The 17,273-nt window shown below is 38.5% G+C and carries 24 protein-coding genes; 22 read left to right on the top strand and 2 right to left on the bottom strand.

What is annotated here, in order from left to right:
• The first annotated feature begins 24 nt into the window (after nt 1–24).
• The 5 genes from EKQ63_RS28110 (at nt 25) to EKQ63_RS28095 (ending at nt 2,768) form a co-directional block, all read left to right on the top strand.
• Nucleotides 25–483 (top strand): GNAT family N-acetyltransferase, encoded by a 459-nt coding sequence (locus EKQ63_RS28110; protein ID WP_071725955.1) that lies wholly within the window; start codon nt 25–27, stop codon nt 481–483.
• Between the two features lie 108 nt (nt 484–591).
• A complete protein-coding gene (locus EKQ63_RS28105) occupies nt 592–1,635 on the top strand; it encodes an L-threonylcarbamoyladenylate synthase (protein WP_048552893.1) in 1,044 nt (347 codons plus the stop codon).
• Between the two features lie 74 nt (nt 1,636–1,709).
• Nucleotides 1,710–2,258, top strand: coding sequence for a manganese efflux pump MntP (locus tag EKQ63_RS28100; RefSeq protein WP_071725954.1), 549 nt, complete (start codon nt 1,710–1,712; stop codon nt 2,256–2,258).
• A 19-nt stretch (nt 2,259–2,277) separates the two neighbouring features.
• The gene (locus EKQ63_RS30540; RefSeq protein ID WP_001094280.1) at nt 2,278–2,406 is read left to right on the top strand and encodes a hypothetical protein; all 129 of its coding nucleotides are present in this window, start codon (nt 2,278–2,280) and stop codon (nt 2,404–2,406) included.
• A gap of 83 nt (nt 2,407–2,489) precedes the next feature.
• Complete coding sequence (locus EKQ63_RS28095) at nt 2,490–2,768, top strand: DUF3935 domain-containing protein (protein WP_000197486.1); 279 nt, start codon at nt 2,490–2,492, stop codon at nt 2,766–2,768.
• Nucleotides 2,769–3,085: 317 nt separating this feature from the next.
• Here the strand turns inward: EKQ63_RS28095 and EKQ63_RS28090 are convergent, their stop codons facing one another.
• Complete coding sequence (locus tag EKQ63_RS28090; protein WP_000949041.1) at nt 3,086–3,697, bottom strand: flavin reductase family protein; 612 nt, start codon at nt 3,695–3,697, stop codon at nt 3,086–3,088.
• 159 nt (nt 3,698–3,856) lie between these two features.
• Complete coding sequence (locus EKQ63_RS28085; protein ID WP_087955177.1) at nt 3,857–4,243, bottom strand: DoxX family protein; 387 nt, start codon at nt 4,241–4,243, stop codon at nt 3,857–3,859.
• A gap of 387 nt (nt 4,244–4,630) precedes the next feature.
• Between EKQ63_RS28085 and EKQ63_RS28080 the strand changes: the two genes are divergently transcribed.
• The 17 genes from EKQ63_RS28080 to atpC all read left to right on the top strand — a co-directional run bounded on the left by EKQ63_RS28080 (nt 4,631) and on the right by atpC (nt 17,221).
• The gene (locus EKQ63_RS28080; RefSeq protein WP_000473666.1) at nt 4,631–5,128 is read left to right on the top strand and encodes a PTS sugar transporter subunit IIA; all 498 of its coding nucleotides are present in this window, start codon (nt 4,631–4,633) and stop codon (nt 5,126–5,128) included.
• Nucleotides 5,129–5,374: 246 nt separating this feature from the next.
• Entirely contained in the window at nt 5,375–5,815 is a 441-nt protein-coding gene (locus EKQ63_RS28075; RefSeq protein ID WP_087955176.1) for a low molecular weight protein arginine phosphatase, read from the top strand.
• A gap of 96 nt (nt 5,816–5,911) precedes the next feature.
• The gene (gene rpiB, locus EKQ63_RS28070) at nt 5,912–6,355 is read left to right on the top strand and encodes a ribose 5-phosphate isomerase B (RefSeq protein WP_000869919.1); all 444 of its coding nucleotides are present in this window, start codon (nt 5,912–5,914) and stop codon (nt 6,353–6,355) included.
• A gap of 66 nt (nt 6,356–6,421) precedes the next feature.
• A complete protein-coding gene (locus EKQ63_RS28065) occupies nt 6,422–6,994 on the top strand; it encodes a TIGR01440 family protein (RefSeq protein ID WP_087955175.1) in 573 nt (190 codons plus the stop codon).
• A 216-nt stretch (nt 6,995–7,210) separates the two neighbouring features.
• Nucleotides 7,211–8,452, top strand: a complete 1,242-nt coding sequence (gene glyA / locus EKQ63_RS28060; RefSeq protein ID WP_140168593.1) for a serine hydroxymethyltransferase — start codon at nt 7,211–7,213, stop codon at nt 8,450–8,452.
• Between the two features lie 271 nt (nt 8,453–8,723).
• The gene (upp, locus tag EKQ63_RS28055; RefSeq protein WP_000517539.1) at nt 8,724–9,353 is read left to right on the top strand and encodes a uracil phosphoribosyltransferase; all 630 of its coding nucleotides are present in this window, start codon (nt 8,724–8,726) and stop codon (nt 9,351–9,353) included.
• Nucleotides 9,354–9,731: 378 nt separating this feature from the next.
• Nucleotides 9,732–9,845, top strand: coding sequence for a DUF4024 domain-containing protein (locus EKQ63_RS28050; protein WP_000232961.1), 114 nt, complete (start codon nt 9,732–9,734; stop codon nt 9,843–9,845).
• Nucleotides 9,846–9,871: 26 nt separating this feature from the next.
• A complete protein-coding gene (locus EKQ63_RS28045; protein ID WP_001171223.1) occupies nt 9,872–10,096 on the top strand; it encodes an AtpZ/AtpI family protein in 225 nt (74 codons plus the stop codon).
• Nucleotides 10,096–10,488 carry an ATP synthase subunit I gene (locus EKQ63_RS28040; RefSeq protein WP_000567600.1) on the top strand — a complete coding sequence of 131 codons (393 nt, stop codon included), beginning with the start codon at nt 10,096–10,098 and terminating at the stop codon, nt 10,486–10,488. The genes EKQ63_RS28045 and EKQ63_RS28040 overlap by 1 nt, the downstream gene beginning before the upstream one ends.
• A 7-nt stretch (nt 10,489–10,495) precedes the next feature.
• Nucleotides 10,496–11,215: a F0F1 ATP synthase subunit A gene (gene atpB, locus EKQ63_RS28035; protein WP_000399870.1), complete on the top strand. Its 720-nt coding sequence runs from the start codon at nt 10,496–10,498 to the stop codon at nt 11,213–11,215.
• A 56-nt stretch (nt 11,216–11,271) separates the two neighbouring features.
• Complete coding sequence (atpE, locus tag EKQ63_RS28030) at nt 11,272–11,490, top strand: F0F1 ATP synthase subunit C (protein WP_000052064.1); 219 nt, start codon at nt 11,272–11,274, stop codon at nt 11,488–11,490.
• A gap of 129 nt (nt 11,491–11,619) precedes the next feature.
• Complete coding sequence (gene atpF / locus EKQ63_RS28025) at nt 11,620–12,126, top strand: F0F1 ATP synthase subunit B (protein WP_001142617.1); 507 nt, start codon at nt 11,620–11,622, stop codon at nt 12,124–12,126.
• Nucleotides 12,123–12,665, top strand: coding sequence for a F0F1 ATP synthase subunit delta (gene atpH, locus EKQ63_RS28020; protein ID WP_000064683.1), 543 nt, complete (start codon nt 12,123–12,125; stop codon nt 12,663–12,665). The genes atpF and atpH overlap by 4 nt, the downstream gene beginning before the upstream one ends.
• An 11-nt stretch (nt 12,666–12,676) precedes the next feature.
• The gene (gene atpA / locus EKQ63_RS28015; RefSeq protein ID WP_000027518.1) at nt 12,677–14,185 is read left to right on the top strand and encodes a F0F1 ATP synthase subunit alpha; all 1,509 of its coding nucleotides are present in this window, start codon (nt 12,677–12,679) and stop codon (nt 14,183–14,185) included.
• Nucleotides 14,186–14,408: 223 nt separating this feature from the next.
• A complete protein-coding gene (atpG, locus tag EKQ63_RS28010) occupies nt 14,409–15,269 on the top strand; it encodes a F0F1 ATP synthase subunit gamma (protein WP_000157696.1) in 861 nt (286 codons plus the stop codon).
• A 120-nt stretch (nt 15,270–15,389) separates the two neighbouring features.
• Nucleotides 15,390–16,799 (top strand): F0F1 ATP synthase subunit beta, encoded by a 1,410-nt coding sequence (atpD, locus tag EKQ63_RS28005; protein ID WP_001032602.1) that lies wholly within the window; start codon nt 15,390–15,392, stop codon nt 16,797–16,799.
• Nucleotides 16,800–16,819: 20 nt separating this feature from the next.
• Nucleotides 16,820–17,221 (top strand): F0F1 ATP synthase subunit epsilon, encoded by a 402-nt coding sequence (atpC, locus tag EKQ63_RS28000; protein WP_000847211.1) that lies wholly within the window; start codon nt 16,820–16,822, stop codon nt 17,219–17,221.
• Nucleotides 17,222–17,273 lie beyond the last annotated feature (52 nt).

Below are 17,273 nucleotides of genomic sequence, written 5' to 3'. Positions count from 1 at the left end.
TATAAAAAAGAGGAGGGATTTATTATGAAGAAGGTATATTTTGCGACGAAGGCAGATGTGGAAAGATTGCATTCTTTTTTCGGACAAGCTAATAAAAAAGATGATAAAATAAATGAGTTGTACGCACAGTTTATGATTTTGGAAGAGGCGGAAGAAATACGGGCAGTCATCGGATATGAACAAAGTGAAGAAAACGCACTTATTCGTTCTTGTTTATTCACACCTAATGTGGATAAACAGACTTTCTTATATTTTTTTGAAATGTTTTTGCAGTATATGAAAGAAAAAAATATTCGACAATTGTACTTACTAACAAATCATCCACAATCTATAACAATCTTTCAGTTTTTTGACTTTGTTACTATAGAGAAAGAGGACGTACCAGAGGGAATTCAACAGTTAGAACACTTTTGTAAAAATATAAAAGAGCCAAATGCAATAATACTAAATTGTCAGCTATTCACAAAGTTATCCACGGATTAATTAGGTTTATCCACATTTTGTGGATAAACCTTGTTTGTCTTTTGGATAAATCTCATAGTAAACTAAAAATAGACAAGTATTTCAGGGTAGAAAAGGACGTGGGAAAAAATGCATACAAATATGTGGGTTGTGGATAATGTTGTGGAAAGAAAAAAATATTATCCACAGTTACAAGAAGCAGCAAAATTATTAAGGGAAAATGAGGCGATTGCCTTCCCTACAGAAACGGTATATGGACTAGGTGCAAACGCGATGAATGATGAAGCGATTGCGAAAATTTTTGAGGCGAAAGGAAGACCGAGTGATAATCCACTTATTGTCCACATCGGTACAAAATCGCAGTTAGATGGGATTGTGAAGGAAATTCCGCCAGTTGCAGAAACGTTAATGGAGCATTTTTGGCCGGGCCCTTTAACAATCATTTTACCTAGAAAAGAAGGAATTTCAGAGAAGGTAACGGCAGGACTTAATACGGTTGGAGTAAGAATGCCTGATCATCCAGTAGCTCTTGCTCTTATTGAAGAGGCAAATGTACCTGTTGCAGCACCAAGTGCGAATCGTTCAGGTCGTCCAAGCCCGACGTTAGCATCTCACGTATATGAAGATTTAAATGAGAAAATCGCAGGTATTGTAGATGGTGGTGCAACAGGAGTCGGTGTTGAATCGACTGTAATTGATTGTACGAGCGCTGTTCCAACGATATTACGCCCAGGTGGGATTACGAAAGAACAATTGGAAGCGGTGATTGGCACGGTTTCTTTAGATCCGGCTCTAAAGGATGAGAAGGAAAAACCTAAATCACCTGGAATGAAATATACACATTATGCACCGAAAGCTCCACTGAGTATTGTTGAAGGTTCACGTGAATTTATTCAGCTTATTGTGGATAAGAAAAAGGAAGAAGGATTCAAAGTCGGTGTATTAACGACAGAAGAGTATCAGCATGTATATAGCGCGGATGTTGTATTATCTTGTGGTGTTCGAAGTGATTTAGCTAGCGTTGCGACTAAATTATATGATGTACTTAGAACATTTGATGCAAGTGAAGTGGATGTTATTTTTAGTGAATCATTCCCGAATGAAGGGATAGGGAATGCCATTATGAATCGTTTAACAAAAGCGGCAGGACATCAAATTATTACTGAATCATAAGGTATGATTAGCAAACAGAATATTTCTCCTCGGATAAGCATATTTTGAAGTAGCACGTCCGAGGAGGGACATGAATGACGCTTGAACAGATAATACCTTTAATAATTATGGCGTTCGCCTTAGGGATGGATGCGTTTTCGGTGAGTCTTGGTATGGGAATGATGACCTTAAAGATAAGACAAATCCTGTATATCGGTGTGACGATAGGGATATTTCATATTATCATGCCATTTATAGGGATGGTATTAGGTCGTTTTTTATCAGAGCAGTATGGAGACATTGCACATTTTGCTGGTGCTATTTTATTAATAGGATTAGGATTTTATATTGTGTATTCCTCTATTTTAGAGAATGAAGAAACTAGAACAGCCCCTATTGGAATTAGTTTATTTGTATTTGCATTTGGTGTTAGTATAGATAGTTTTTCAGTAGGGCTTAGCCTTGGTATTTACGGTGCACAGACAATTATTACGATATTACTCTTTGGATTTGTTAGTATGTTATTAGCGTGGGTTGGTTTATTCATTGGTAGGCATGCGAAAGGTATGCTCGGTACATATGGTGAGATAGTAGGTGGTATCATTTTGGTTGGATTTGGGTTATATCTCCTTTTTCCTATATAATTTTAAGGGGGAGGGCGTTATGAACACGTTATTGGAATGGTATATTCGATTTGTAACTTTTTTTCCGAGATGGTTACGGCTGCTTATTATTTGGGGTGTTATTTTACAAATTTCAATTTTAGGTTGGATTAAATTAATTCGCGAATGATAAGATAGTTCCTTTCTATGCATAGTTTTGTTTGTACTATACTGATTGCGCTAAAAAATTACAATATAGAAAGGATGAGATGGATGACGAGGTTGAAGCAAGTTTTTGGTGTTATTATTAGTTTTTTTGTTTTTTGGTTTAGTATGCTCGGTGTACAAATGTTTGCTGAGTTTTTAGATATTGAGTCATTGAAGTTTGTTGCGGGGAAAACGGAGGCAGCGCGTGCTTTTTATTCTCCATACCCGTTTTTAATTGTTTTTCTTATTACATTGCTTTCCCTTTACTTCTTCGTAATTAAGCTTGGGAAACCGAAAAAAGAGAAATTCCCGAATTTAGAGGAAAAAAAGGAAGAATTACAATGATAAAATCCCCTGCTATTTAGCAGGGGATTTTTATGTTTAAGTGATGGAAGGAATCGAGCCGCCTTTACTTTTAGATATTATCTAGCTCCAGCGGCTAGAATGGTCGGTGGCTTCGCGTCTTCCTGCGAGGCAAAAAGCGCCTCTACGTCAGAAGCTCCATCCGCCTCCCATTCTGGGCGAGCCGCTTCCGCTTTTAGATATTATCCAGTTCCAGTGGCCAGCTCTTCGCATCTAAGAACCTCCCGCACTAAAGGTAAAAAGCACCTTTTGTGCGAGAGAACCTTAGCTGGTCAGAGCTAAACGAGCCCCTTCCACTTTTAAACTGGCCTCACTAATTCAAATTGTTCTCCTAGTTTTGCGTAGTTGTGTCCTGCTAGGCGGCTTACTGGTTTTAGTCCTTCTGCATGAATGCGTCCATTTTCGTATAGGTGTTCTGCGACGTGGAAACGAACGACGCGTCCGATTAGTAGATCGCAAGCCGGTGAGTCTTCTGTTCCGCCGAGAGGGATTGCACGTTCTAGTACGCATTCCATTCGAATATTTGCTTCTTTTACACCTGGAACGGAGATGACATCACTTTCAATTGGTGTTAATTTTGCTAGTTCAATTTCACTTTCATTTGGAGGGAGATTAGCTGCTGTTTCGTTAATTGCCGCTACGTATGATTCATCAGAGATATGTACGACAAATTCCCCTTTTTCAATTGCGTTTCGGGAAGTGTCTTTTCTTTCTCCAGCTTTTCGTTGTACAGAAACTGAAATCAGTGGTGGATTAGCAGCGACAATATTGAAATAACTATATGGTGCGCCGTTTAATACGCCGTCTTTTGTTACAGAAGTAACAAATGCGACAGGGCGTGGGATGATACTTCCCGTTAATAATTTGTAATTCTCTTTTTCCGATTGTTCATTTGGATTAATGGATAACATGATTGAAATCCCCTTTCTAAATATGACGACTTATTGTTTGTTTACAAGATGTTAGTGGAAAACTCCTGCTGAAAATAATATTTTTATTACATAAAAAGAACTTACTTCAACCATAATGAAGTAAGTTCCACCTAAATAATCTCGAATTCAAGATAAAAATTATAGTAAAACGTATGCGCCAGGACCGATTAAAGCTACACCGATAGCAACGGCGATTAACATTAAGTTATATTCATATCCGTTTTGTGTTACCCAGTAACCATTTTTTCCGTGAACAGTGAAGATCGCCATTAACATTGTTCCAACGATAAATAATGAACCAACTACAATGAAAATACCTGATGCGAATAAGAAACCACCTAATAATTCAGTTGCGCCAGCCATAAATGCCATAAATACACCAGGGCGTAAACCAATTGATTCCATCCAGCCACCTGTTCCTTTTAAACCGTAACCGCCGAACCAACCAAATAATTTTTGAGCACCATGACCCATGAATGTAATACCTATAATAAGACGAATAATAAGAAGACCGAAATCCATCATTTTTGAAAACCTCCTAAAAGTTATTAACTTACCTTACGTAAGTAATAATAAAATAGTTACTTACTTTAGTCAAGTCGATTTCGAAAAAAGTTTGAAAAAAATTTTACAAATTAACAACAAAAAATAAAATGTAGTAAAGACCTCTAGACAAGTTAGGTAAAAAAAGAGAAAATATAAGTAGAAGTTAACTTCTTATTGTTATTCAGACAATCAGAATTGACTGGAATTTTGTGAGACGCTACAATAAGAGTCTAGTAGTAATGACGTAATTTATTTCGAAAGCGTTTTTACAGTATAATATTCGAAGTATGAGGTCTTACGTTTATTCTGATCTTTAATAGAGATTGCCCTATAAACTTTTAGGTAAATTATAAGGAGGACTATCCTATGTTTAAAAAATTATTCGGTCTTGGTTCAAAAACAAATGAAGAAACAATCGTAGCTCCATTAACTGGAGCAGTGAAAAATATTGAAGAAGTACCAGATCCAGTATTCGCTGGTCGTATGATGGGTGACGGTGTTGCAATCGATCCTACCGAAGGTGTAGTTGTATCTCCAGTTGATGGCGAAATCGTACAATTATTCCACACGAAACATGCAATTGGAATTAAAGCGAAAAACGGTACAGAAATTTTAATCCACGTTGGATTAGAAACTGTAAAAATGGAAGGTGAAGGTTTCGAAGCTCACGTTTCTGAAGGACAAGCTGTAAAAGCTGGAGATAAATTAATCTCATTCGACTTAGAATTAATTCGTGAAAAAGCGAAAAGCACAATTACTCCAATCGTTATTACAAACACAGATGCAGCTGAGTCTATTAAGACAACTGTAGGTGTAACTGCTACAAAAGGTTCAACAGAAGTAATGAAAGTTACAATGAAATAATTATCACATGAAAGGAATCCGTTTCGTATGAAATGGATTCCTTATTTTGTTTTGTAGTCTGTTCCTTATATATGGTAAAATACTTTGGGCACTTGGAAATAGGGTTTCACATATATGTGGATAAGGCGCATTTTTCTTAGAAAAAATATAAGAGAAATGCGCCTTTCGTATATTCACATTTCTTTTGTTCTATTGTAATGTACGATATGATAAATGGTAGGAAATAGAGAAAAGGGGTGGGTTTAGATGAAACGAGTATTATTTGTTTGCACTGGAAATACATGCCGTAGTCCGATGGCTGAGGCGTTACTGCGCCATTATGGGGAAGGTAAGTTTGAAGTGCAATCTGCTGGTGTTTTCGCCTATCCTGGAAGTGATGCGTCGGTACATGCAAAGGAAGCTTTAGCTGAAAAGGGAATTGCAATCGATCATGCTTCGCAGCAGGTAAACGAAGCCTTAATTGATTGGGCAGATATTGTAGTAACAATGACGGAAAACCATAAGCAAATTATCCTTGGGCATTATCCGAGTGTTGAAGGGAAAGTAGATACATTATATGGAGTAACTGAGGGGATGGGTAAGGATATTTCAGATCCATTCGGCGGCTCTCTTTCTATTTATAAAGAAACGTTAGAAGAGATGGAAAAACTTGTACAAACTTTACTGAAAAAACATTCAGAAGGTTGATGTTTCGTGTATAATACGATATTGGAGATCACTTCGTCCCATTAAAGGATCAAGTGAGAAATGAAGATAATGGATTGAAACTTTGGAGGGGTAAAAATGAAAGTAGTAGTAGCATCTGATCACGGCGGTATGAATATCCGTAAAGAACTTGTAAGCTTATTAGAAGAGTTAAATATTGAATATATTGATTTAGGTTGTGAATGTGAAGCTGGTTCTGTTGATTACCCTGATTTTGCGTTTCCAGCGGCTGAAATGGTAGCGAATGGCGAAGTAGACCGTGGTATTTTAGTTTGTGGGACAGGCATCGGTATGTCAATTGCTGCAAACAAAGTAAATGGTATTCGTTGTGCGTTAGTTCATGATACTTTCAGTGCGAGAGCAACGAGAGAGCATAACGATACAAACATGTTAGCAATGGGTGAGCGTGTAATTGGTGCTGGTCTAGCACGTGACATCGCAAAAATTTGGTTAACAACTGAATTTGAAGGTGGCCGTCATGAAAACCGCGTAGGAAAAATTAAAACATACGAAGCAAAGTAATAGATTCTAACTAGAAGCAGTAGGAAATATAATTTGGTGAACCAACCTGTGAAAGGAAGAGGCGTAATGACAGAAATCGTAAAGGTAAGAGAACAGCTACAAATTTCGCTTTCTGATTTCCAAGAACAAGCTTCATTACAAAGTGGTCAAATTTTTGTAGTGGGATGTAGTACGAGCGAAGTGCTAGGAGAAAGAATTGGGACATCAGGAACGATGGAAGTAGCAGAGGCGATTTTTTCTGAGTTAAAACAATTTCAAGAGCAAACAGGTATTGAGTTGGCGTTTCAATGTTGTGAGCATTTAAACCGTGCTTTAGTAGTTGAGAAAGAGTTGGCGATGAAATATCAATTTGAAATTGTAACAGTTACGCCTGTTAGATCAGCAGGTGGTGCATTAGCAACATATGCTTATCACAATTTGAAAGATCCGGTAGTAATTGAGTTTATTAAAGCAGATGCGGGAATGGATATTGGTGATACATTTATCGGTATGCATTTAAAGCACGTAGCTGTTCCGGTTCGTACTAGTGTGAAGGAAATTGGAAGTGCACATGTAACGATGGCAACAACACGTGGAAAACTAATTGGTGGAGCACGTGCTGTTTATGTGGCGAAGGAAGAGACTATCACTTGCCGTTAAAGTTACGAATAAGGTATGTTGTCTGACTTTATCATAGAAGAAAGAAAAGACCGATTTTCGGTCTTTTTTTTCTTTTATGATATAGAAAGTCATGTTAGAATGTAGTTGAAAACATGAAGGTTCGAAAGAATTACAACCTGAATTTTCGTTTTTTCTGAATAAATAAGAAAAAACTGTTGGGAATCGATGTAATTCGTTCAGAAAAGGGGGATTTTGGTGGATCATTTAAAACGTCAAGATGAAAAGGTATTTGCTGCAATTGAGGCAGAACTAGGAAGACAGCGTTCGAAGATTGAGTTAATTGCTTCGGAAAACTTCGTAAGTGAAGCAGTAATGGAGGCGCAAGGTTCTGTTTTAACGAATAAGTATGCTGAAGGGTATCCTGGGAAACGTTACTATGGTGGTTGTGAACACGTAGACGTAGTAGAAGATATCGCACGTGATCGCGTGAAAGAAATTTTCGGCGCAGAGCACGTAAATGTTCAACCGCATTCTGGTGCACAAGCGAACATGGCAGTATACTTCACGATTTTAGAGCAAGGCGATACAGTACTTGGTATGAATTTATCTCATGGTGGTCACTTAACACACGGAAGCCCTGTTAACTTCAGTGGAGTACAATATAATTTCGTAGAATATGGCGTGGATGCTGAATCTCACCGTATTAATTATGATGATGTATTAGCAAAAGCGAAAGAACATAAACCAAAATTAATCGTTGCAGGTGCAAGTGCATACCCTCGTGTTATCGATTTCAAACGATTCCGTGAGATTGCAGATGAAGTGGGCGCATACTTAATGGTTGATATGGCACATATCGCAGGTTTAGTAGCGGCTGGTTTACATCCAAATCCAGTGCCACATGCACATTTCGTTACAACAACAACACATAAAACATTACGTGGTCCACGTGGTGGTATGATTTTATGTGAAGAGCAATTTGCAAAACAAATTGATAAATCAATCTTCCCTGGTATTCAAGGTGGTCCACTTATGCACGTAATCGCTGCAAAAGCTGTTGCGTTTGGTGAGGCACTTCAAGATGATTTCAAAACATATGCACAAAATATCATTAACAATGCGAACCGCTTAGCTGAAGGTCTTCAAAAAGAAGGACTAACACTTGTTTCTGGCGGAACAGACAATCACTTAATCTTAATTGATGTTCGTAACCTAGAAATCACAGGTAAAGTAGCAGAGCACGTATTAGACGAAGTTGGTATTACAGTGAACAAAAATACAATTCCATTTGAAACAGCAAGCCCATTTGTAACAAGTGGTGTACGTATCGGTACAGCAGCTGTAACATCTCGTGGTTTCGGTTTAGAAGAAATGGATGAAATTGCGTCACTTATTGCTTACACATTAAAAAATCATGAAAATGAAGCTGCATTAGAAGAAGCACGTAAGCGTGTAGAAGCGTTAACGAGCAAATTCCCAATGTACACAGGTCTATAATAGATTGAAGAAGGCTGCTGAGACGTAATTGTTTTAGCAGTCTTTTTTGTGGACATATATTGTTCTTTAAGTATGTATACAAATGATGAATAAATTTTGGCGATATAATGAAGGATACAGCTCCCATAATTGGTAAAGATACTAGATAGATTCATCGGAAATCATGACTTTCCCAAATTTGCCCTTGAATATTAGTAGCGTTTTCTTTACAATCGTAAATAGTGTAAAAAAGCGTGCAAACGCATGAATATCATCTAAAGGAGAGATTCACATGGGAAAACTGTATGTATTTGATCACCCGTTAATTCAACATAAGATTACATATATTCGCGACAAGAATACAGGTACGAAAGATTTTCGTGAATTAGTGGACGAAGTAGCAAGCTTAATGGCTTTTGAAATTACTCGCGACCTTCCACTTAAAGACATTGAAATTGAGACGCCTGTAAGCAAAGCGACAACAAAAGTGATCGCTGGTAAAAAACTTGGTTTAATTCCGATTTTACGTGCAGGTTTAGGAATGGTTGATGGAATTCTGAAATTAATTCCAGCAGCAAAAGTAGGACACGTTGGCTTATACCGCGACCCTAAAACATTGCAACCGGTAGAATACTATGTGAAACTTCCAACGGATGTAGAAGAGCGTGACTTTATCGTACTAGATCCGATGCTAGCAACAGGTGGTTCTGCAGCTGAAGCAATTAACTCTCTGAAAAAGCGCGGCGCAAAACAAATTAAATTAATGTGTATCGTTGCAGCTCCAGAAGGAGTAAAAGTAGTACAAGAAGAACATCCTGATGTTGATATTTATGTAGCAGCATTAGATGAGAAATTAAATGACCACGGATATGTAGTACCAGGTCTTGGTGATGCTGGTGACCGTTTATTCGGAACGAAGTAAGACAACTGACGAGCAGGGGGATTCCTCGGCTCGTCTTTTTTTGATGTAAGCAAGTAGGGGAGGGGAGAGGATAAATATACATAGTATATACAACATAAGTTGCATACACATCACATATAATATAGAAGTCTTACGTCTAAAGAGCACTATATTATGGAAGGAAAGCGTTATATCGTAAAAATATAATAGTGACAAACTTGTGAACATTTCCTTCTATTATAAAGAGAAAACTGTTAGAAATTGCATATCTCTAACCAGTATTTAGAAGGGGAACGTTTTCATTTTTGGGAGGAAATGACTAATACTCAAATTTTTTGATTTTTTACGATTTCTCGTTGACACTGTTAATACCCTATTGTATGCTAACAACGGGGATAGATGGTAGGGCTTTCAGTGACAAAAATACATCTATTCCGTGACGAAAATGTAAACTTTTTATTTTGTATAGGATTTATGCAAAAAAATGAGTTATTATTAACACATCGTGAATGAGGGTTACATATTGGAGGGATGAATCCTTGCAAAAAAACGATCGCAGCCATATAAAAGCTTATGCTTTAATGTCAGGTATTCTTGCTCAGTTAGTCGGTTCTATTCTTGTTGGGATCTTTGGTGGGCAGTGGATTGATAATAAGGTTGGAACGTTTCCATTGTTTCTTATTATAGGGTTATTACTCGGATTAGGAACAGGGGTATACGCAATGATTCGACTCATTCGACATTACTATTCGGGAGAGCAATGATGATAGACGTACATGGACTTGTCCAAAGACAAAAGAAATATATGTACTACTTGCTTGCGCTTCTAGTGCTAGGATGGGGATTCACCTCTTACAAGGATGTATTTCTTGGACTGATTATCGGGACGATTTTCAGTTTTCTTAGTTTGCGCATCATTGCACGTAGAACAGACAAGCTGTTGGATCGCGTGACAAATGGAGAAAACGTGAAGTTTAAGGCGACAGCGGTAAGTACATATTCAAGATTCGCCACGATAGGGTTATTAATTTTATTTGCAGCCAAATATCAAGAGTTAATTGCGATGTGGGGCTTAGGTGTAGGATTGCTGACAGGATACCTTGTCATGATCATAGATTTTCTTTATTTAGAGTATAAGAGCAGGGAAGAGAGGTGAATTACTAGTGGAACACGGTAAATTAGTTGAATTTCTAGGTTTAACGTTCGATTTGTCATCAGTTATGATGGTTACTGTAGCAGCAGTTATTGTTTTCTTAATCGCTGTTATCGGAACTCGCAGCTTAGCTCTTCGCCCAACAGGAATGCAAAACTTCATGGAATGGGTGTTTGACTTCGTGAAAGGGATTATCAATAGTACGATGGACTGGAAAACAGGTGGACGTTTCTTAACGCTTGGCGTTACGCTTATCATGTTTATCATCGTATCGAACTTCCTTGGTTTACCATTCATGTATTCAGCAACTGAAGCTGGCGAACATATTGCATGGTGGAGATCACCAACGTCTGATCCAGCAGTTACATTAACATTAGCCGTGATGGTAGTTACCCTCACCCATTATTATGGAATTAAGATGAAGGGTACGAAAGAATACGTAAAAGGTTATTTCCAACCTATGAAATTCTTATTCCCATTAAAGGTTATTGAGGAGTTTGCTAACACATTAACGTTAGGTCTTCGTTTATTTGGTAACATTTATGCAGGTGAGATCTTATTAGGATTACTTGCTAAGCTGGGCGGAGCATCATTCCTTGGAGCATTAGGTGCACTTGTGCCGATGTTAGCATGGATGGGATTCAGTGTATTCGTTGGATCAATCCAAGCATTTATTTTTGTTATGTTAACGATGGTTTATATGGCTCATAAAGTAAGTCATGACCATTAATATAATTTAAGTAAGAAAAAATTTATTTTTTTATAATACAAAGGAGGACAAATTAAATGAGTTTAGGTGTAATCGCAGCTGCAATTGCAATTGGTTTATCAGCATTAGGTGCAGGTATTGGTAACGGTCTTATCGTATCACGTACAATCGAAGGTGTTGCTCGTCAACCAGAATTAAAAGGCGCACTTCAAACAATTATGTTCATCGGGGTTGCTTTAGTTGAGGCACTTCCAATCATCGGTGTAGTTATTGCATTCATCGTAATGAACAAATAAGGGAGACTCCCCTTACATAGATGGCGAAGAGTGTTTTTCCGAACTTTCTTCGCCATTGCTTTATGAACGAAACGTATGTCTTTTTTTTTCATATGATCAATTTAGATATTTTGAAGGGAGTGAATCCTTGTGCCAACTTTATTATTAGGGGCTGCCATTCCATTTGGAACGATTGCTTATACATTGTTCATTTTCTTACTTCTATTAGTAATGCTACGCAAATTCGCGTGGGGTCCTTTAATGGGGATTATGAAAGAACGTGAAGAGCATGTTACTAATGAAATCGACGCTGCAGAAAGAAGTAACGCTGAAGCGAAGAAGTTAGTAGAAGAACAACGTGAAATGTTAAAACAATCACGTGTTGAAGCACAAGAGTTAATCGAAAGAGCGAAAAAACAAGCTGTAGATCAAAAGGATGCTATTGTTGCTGCTGCGAAAGAAGAAGCAGAATCAATTAAAGCATCTGCTGTACAAGAAATTCAACGCGAAAAAGAGCAAGCGATTGCTGCTTTACAAGAACAAGTTGCTTCTTTATCTGTTCAAATTGCTTCTAAAGTAATTGAAAAAGAATTAAAAGAAGAAGATCAAGTGAAGTTAATTCGCGATTATATTAAAGAAGTAGGAGAAGCGCGATGAGCAATGGGATTGTAGCAAAACGTTATGCTGTCGCTCTTTTTAAAATTGCTAAAGAAAAACACGTATTAGAAATGTTTGAAGAGGAATTACGCCTTGTACAAAACGTTTATGTAAAGAACGGAGAACTACATAGCTTTTTAACGCAACCGAACATTTCAAAGGAACAAAAGAAGACGTTTCTTGCAAACGTATTCGGGTCTGTTTCTGAATCTATTTTAAATACGTTATATATTTTAATTGATAACAAGCGCATTGATATCTTACCTGAAATTGCAGATGAATATGTTGTTCTTGCTAATGAAGAACGTAACGTAGCGGACGCAACTGTATATTCTACTCGTCTTCTATCAGAAGAAGAGAAGCTTAACATTGCAGAAGCATTTGCAAAGAGAACAGGAAAAGATGCAATTCGCGTAAAAAATGTTGTAGATGAAGATTTACTAGGCGGCATTAAAGTACGTATTGGAAATCGCATTTATGACGGAAGTTTACAAGGAAAATTAGCACGTATTCAGCGTGAATTAATGAAGAATAGATAGGGGTGAAGCACATGAGCATCAGAGCTGAAGAAATTAGCGCACTGATAAAGCAACAAATTGAGAACTATCAGTCTGAAATCGAAGTTAGTGATGTTGGTACAGTTATCCAAGTTGGTGACGGTATCGCGCGTGCTCATGGTCTTGATAACGTTATGGCTGGTGAACTTGTAGAGTTCTCTAACGGCGTTATGGGACTAGCACAAAATTTAGAGGAAAACAACGTAGGTATTATCATTTTAGGACCTTACACAGAAATCCGTGAAGGTGACGAAGTTCGTCGTACTGGTCGCATCATGCAAGTACCAGTAGGAAAAGAACTAATTGGTCGTGTTGTAAACCCATTAGGTCAACCAGTTGATGGTTTAGGCCCAATCAATACAACAAACACTCGTCCAATCGAAAGTCCAGCACCAGGTGTAATGGATCGTAAATCTGTTCATGAGCCACTTCAAACAGGTATTAAAGCGATCGACGCTCTTGTACCAATTGGCCGTGGTCAACGTGAGTTAATCATCGGTGACCGTCAAACAGGTAAAACAGCAGTTGCACTAGATACAATCATTAACCAAAAAGATGAAGATATGATTTGTATTTACGTAGCTATCGGACAAAAAGAATCAACTGTACGTAACGTAGTAGAAACACTACGTAAGCATGGTGCATTAGAGTACACAATCGTTGTAACTGCATCTGCTTCTCAACCAGCTCCATTATTATACCTAGCTCCTTACGCTGGTGTAACAATGGGTGAAGAGTTCATGTACAATGGTAAACACGTATTAGTAGTATATGATGACTTATCAAAACAAGCAGCAGCTTACCGTGAGCTGTCATTACTATTACGTCGTCCTCCAGGTCGTGAAGCTTACCCAGGGGATGTATTCTACTTACATTCTCGCTTATTAGAGCGTGCAGCAAAATTAAGTGATGCAAAAGGCGGCGGTTCTTTAACTGCACTACCTTTCATCGAAACACAAGCAGGGGACGTATCAGCTTACATCCCAACAAACGTAATCTCGATTACGGATGGACAAATCTTCTTACAATCTGACCTATTCTTCTCTGGCGTACGTCCAGCGATCGATGCGGGTACTTCTGTATCTCGTGTAGGTGGATCTGCTCAGATTAAAGCAATGAGTAAAGTATCAGGTACACTTCGTCTTGACCTTGCATCTTACCGTGAGTTAGAAGCGTTCGCTCAGTTCGGTTCTGACTTAGATAAAGCAACTCAAGCGAAACTAAACCGTGGTGCTCGTACTGTTGAGGTATTAAAACAAGGATTACACAAACCGTTACGTGTAGAGAAACAAGTTATCATTCTTTACGCTTTAACACGTGGATTCCTAGATGATATCCCAGTAGTAGATATCACTCGTTTCGAAGAAGAATTCCATGCTTGGTTAGATTCTAATGCGACTGACTTATTAGAAGAAATCCGCACAACTAAGAAACTTGCGGATGACGATAAATTTGCAGCAGCAATTAATGGATTTAAAAAAGTATTCGTAGCTTCTGAATAATAAAAAGTGAAGCCGACTGTTCAGCCCCATCGGCTAAGAGGCGGAGCTAGATAATATATATAAAGGCATCTCGGGCTCTGGGATTGCCGACGGTTGTGAAAGGAAAAGAGTAGGTGCACCTATTCTTTTCCTTCAATCATGAGCAAGAATATCTTGCAACGTAGATTAGGAAGAGGATTCTTACTAATCGTGCCAACTTCCGGAAAAAAGGTGGTGAAAACCTGTGGCATCTTTACGCGATATAAAAGCGAAGATTAACTCGACAAAGAAAACGAGTCAAATTACGAAAGCGATGGAGATGGTATCTGCATCTAAGTTAAACCGTGCAGAGCAAAATGCTAAATCTTTCGTTCCGTATATGGAAAAGATTCAAGAAGTAGTAGCGAGCATTGCGCAAGGAAGTAAAGGAATTAATCATCCAATGCTAAATGCGCGTCCTGTAAAGCGTACAGGATACATCGTTATTACATCTGATCGCGGACTAGCAGGTGGTTATAACAGTAACGTATTACGTACAGTAAGTAACGTAATTCGTGAACGTCATAATATGGATTCAAACCAATATTCAATTATTGTGCTTGGACGACTAGGACGTGATTATTTAAAACGTCGCGGCTTTAACATTATTGATGAAGTAGTTGGATTATCTGATCACCCATCATTCACTGATATTAAAGACCTTGCTTCTCGAGCAATTGCGATGTTCGCAGATGGTGCTTATGATGAGCTGTATATTTACTACAACCATTACGTAAGTAAAATTTCACAAGAAGTAACGGAAAATAAAATTTTACCGCTTACTGATGTGGCGTCTGATAAACCGACGACAGCTTATGAATTCGAACCTTCTGAAGAAGAAATTTTAAAAGTACTATTGCCACAATACGCAGAAAGCTTAGTGTACGGTGCATTACTAGATGGTAAAGCAAGTGAGCACGCAGCGCGTATGACAGCAATGAAGAGTGCTACAGACAACGCAATGGAAGTTATCGATTCACTTACACTTTCATTCAACCGTGCGCGTCAGGCAGCGATTACGCAAGAAATTACGGAAATCGTTGGTGGAGCAGCAGCGTTAGAGTAGTAATAAAAAGTGGAAGCGGCTCATTCAAAAGAGCCGCGTAAGCTTATAAACCAATAAAAAATTAAAAGCTAACTGCTCGTAGAAAGTTGGCTAATTAAAAGAAAGCTAGGAGGGAACCCGATGAATAAAGGGCGCGTTACGCAAATCATGGGTCCGGTTGTAGACGTTAAGTTTGATGGCGGAAAGCTACCAGAAATCTACAACGCCCTTACGGTAAAACAGAGCAACGAAAACGGAACAAGCATTAACTTAACATTTGAAGTTGCACTTCATTTAGGTGATGACACAGTTCGTACAGTTGCAATGTCTTCCACAGATGGACTTGTTCGTGGCACAGAAGTAGAAGATACTGGTAAAGCAATCTCTGTACCAGTTGGTGATGCAACACTTGGTCGTGTATTTAACGTATTAGGTGATGCAATTGACTTAGATGGTGAGGTTCCTGCGGATGTACGCCGTGATCCAATTCACCGTCAAGCACCTGCATTCGAAGAATTATCTACTAAAGTAGAAATTCTTGAAACTGGTATTAAAGTAGTAGACTTACTTGCTCCTTACATTAAGGGTGGTAAGATCGGTCTATTCGGTGGTGCCGGTGTAGGTAAAACAGTATTAATTCAGGAATTAATCAACAACATCGCACAAGAACACGGTGGTATCTCTGTATTCGCTGGTGTAGGTGAGCGTACTCGTGAGGGTAATGACTTATACCACGAAATGAGCGATTCTGGCGTAATTAAGAAAACTGCGATGGTATTCGGACAAATGAACGAGCCACCTGGAGCACGTCAACGTGTTGCGTTAACAGGTTTAACAATGGCTGAGCATTTCCGTGATGAGCAAGGACAAGACGTTCTTCTGTTCATCGATAATATCTTCCGTTTCACGCAAGCAGGTTCTGAAGTATCTGCCCTTCTTGGTCGTATGCCATCTGCGGTAGGTTACCAACCAACACTTGCAACAGAAATGGGTCAATTACAAGAGCGTATTACATCTACAAATAAAGGGTCTATCACGTCTATCCAAGCGGTATATGTACCAGCCGATGACTATACTGACCCAGCACCAGCTACAACGTTCGCTCACTTAGATGCAACAACAAACTTAGAGCGTCGTTTAACACAAATGGGTATTTACCCAGCCGTAGATCCATTAGCATCTACATCTCGTGCACTTTCTCCAGAAATCGTAGGAGAAGAGCATTATGAAGTGGCTCGTCAAGTACAGCAAACTTTACAACGTTACAAAGAGCTTCAAGATATCATCGCTATCTTAGGTATGGATGAGTTATCTGAAGAAGATAAGTTAGTTGTACATCGTGCTCGTCGTATTCAATTCTTCTTATCTCAAAACTTCCACGTAGCGGAGCAGTTTACAGGTCAAAAAGGTTCTTACGTACCTGTAAAAGAAACAGTTCGTGGTTTCAAAGAAATTCTAGAAGGAAAATATGATGACCTTCCAGAAGATGCATTCCGCTTAGTTGGTAGCATTGAAGAAGTTATTGAAAACGCGAAGAAAATGATGGCGTAAGGCCTTAGGAGGGACGAAGTATGAAGACATTTCCAGTCAGTATTGTAACTCCTGATGGACCGGTTTACGAAAAAGAAGTAGAAATGGTAAGTGTAAAAGCAGAGAGTGGGGAAATGGGGATTTTACCAGGTCACATTCCAACTGTTGCACCATTAAAAATTAGTGCAGTTCGTCTGAAAAATGGTGGACACACTGATTATGTAGCAGTAAGTGGTGGCTTTATCGAAGTTCGTCCAGATAAAGTAACTGTATTATCATCATCTGCTGAAGAAGCAAACCATATCGATATCCATCGTGCAAATGAAGCGAAGCGTCGTGCGGAGCAACGTCTGCAAGATAAACAAGCACATGTTGACTTTAAACGTGCAGAAATGGCATTACAACGTGCTGTGAACCGTTTAAACGTTTCCGATATGAAATAAAAAATTCGTAAAGGCTTTGCCTTTACGGATTTTTTTATGGATTTTATGGATA

It is taken from the genome of Bacillus sp. BD59S, assembly GCF_007363175.1.
Lineage (GTDB): Bacteria > Bacillota > Bacilli > Bacillales > Bacillaceae_G > Bacillus_A > Bacillus_A pacificus.
This window is presented reverse-complemented; position numbering and strand designations above follow the sequence as displayed.

Coding starts and splice junctions, on each gene's coding strand:
- EKQ63_RS28110 (WP_071725955.1), top strand. CDS start 25: ATGAAGAAGGTATATTTTGCGACGAAGGCAGATGTGGAAAGATTGCAT.
- EKQ63_RS28105 (WP_048552893.1), top strand. CDS start 592: ATGCATACAAATATGTGGGTTGTGGATAATGTTGTGGAAAGAAAAAAA.
- EKQ63_RS28100 (WP_071725954.1), top strand. CDS start 1,710: ATGACGCTTGAACAGATAATACCTTTAATAATTATGGCGTTCGCCTTA.
- EKQ63_RS30540 (WP_001094280.1), top strand. CDS start 2,278: ATGAACACGTTATTGGAATGGTATATTCGATTTGTAACTTTTTTTCCG.
- EKQ63_RS28095 (WP_000197486.1), top strand. CDS start 2,490: ATGACGAGGTTGAAGCAAGTTTTTGGTGTTATTATTAGTTTTTTTGTT.
- EKQ63_RS28090 (WP_000949041.1), bottom strand. CDS start 3,697: ATGTTATCCATTAATCCAAATGAACAATCGGAAAAAGAGAATTACAAA.
- EKQ63_RS28085 (WP_087955177.1), bottom strand. CDS start 4,243: ATGATGGATTTCGGTCTTCTTATTATTCGTCTTATTATAGGTATTACA.
- EKQ63_RS28080 (WP_000473666.1), top strand. CDS start 4,631: ATGTTTAAAAAATTATTCGGTCTTGGTTCAAAAACAAATGAAGAAACA.
- EKQ63_RS28075 (WP_087955176.1), top strand. CDS start 5,375: ATGAAACGAGTATTATTTGTTTGCACTGGAAATACATGCCGTAGTCCG.
- rpiB (WP_000869919.1), top strand. CDS start 5,912: ATGAAAGTAGTAGTAGCATCTGATCACGGCGGTATGAATATCCGTAAA.
- EKQ63_RS28065 (WP_087955175.1), top strand. CDS start 6,422: ATGACAGAAATCGTAAAGGTAAGAGAACAGCTACAAATTTCGCTTTCT.
- upp (WP_000517539.1), top strand. CDS start 8,724: ATGGGAAAACTGTATGTATTTGATCACCCGTTAATTCAACATAAGATT.
- EKQ63_RS28050 (WP_000232961.1), top strand. CDS start 9,732: ATGGTAGGGCTTTCAGTGACAAAAATACATCTATTCCGTGACGAAAAT.
- EKQ63_RS28040 (WP_000567600.1), top strand. CDS start 10,096: ATGATAGACGTACATGGACTTGTCCAAAGACAAAAGAAATATATGTAC.
- atpE (WP_000052064.1), top strand. CDS start 11,272: ATGAGTTTAGGTGTAATCGCAGCTGCAATTGCAATTGGTTTATCAGCA.
- atpH (WP_000064683.1), top strand. CDS start 12,123: ATGAGCAATGGGATTGTAGCAAAACGTTATGCTGTCGCTCTTTTTAAA.
- atpA (WP_000027518.1), top strand. CDS start 12,677: ATGAGCATCAGAGCTGAAGAAATTAGCGCACTGATAAAGCAACAAATT.
- atpD (WP_001032602.1), top strand. CDS start 15,390: ATGAATAAAGGGCGCGTTACGCAAATCATGGGTCCGGTTGTAGACGTT.
- atpC (WP_000847211.1), top strand. CDS start 16,820: ATGAAGACATTTCCAGTCAGTATTGTAACTCCTGATGGACCGGTTTAC.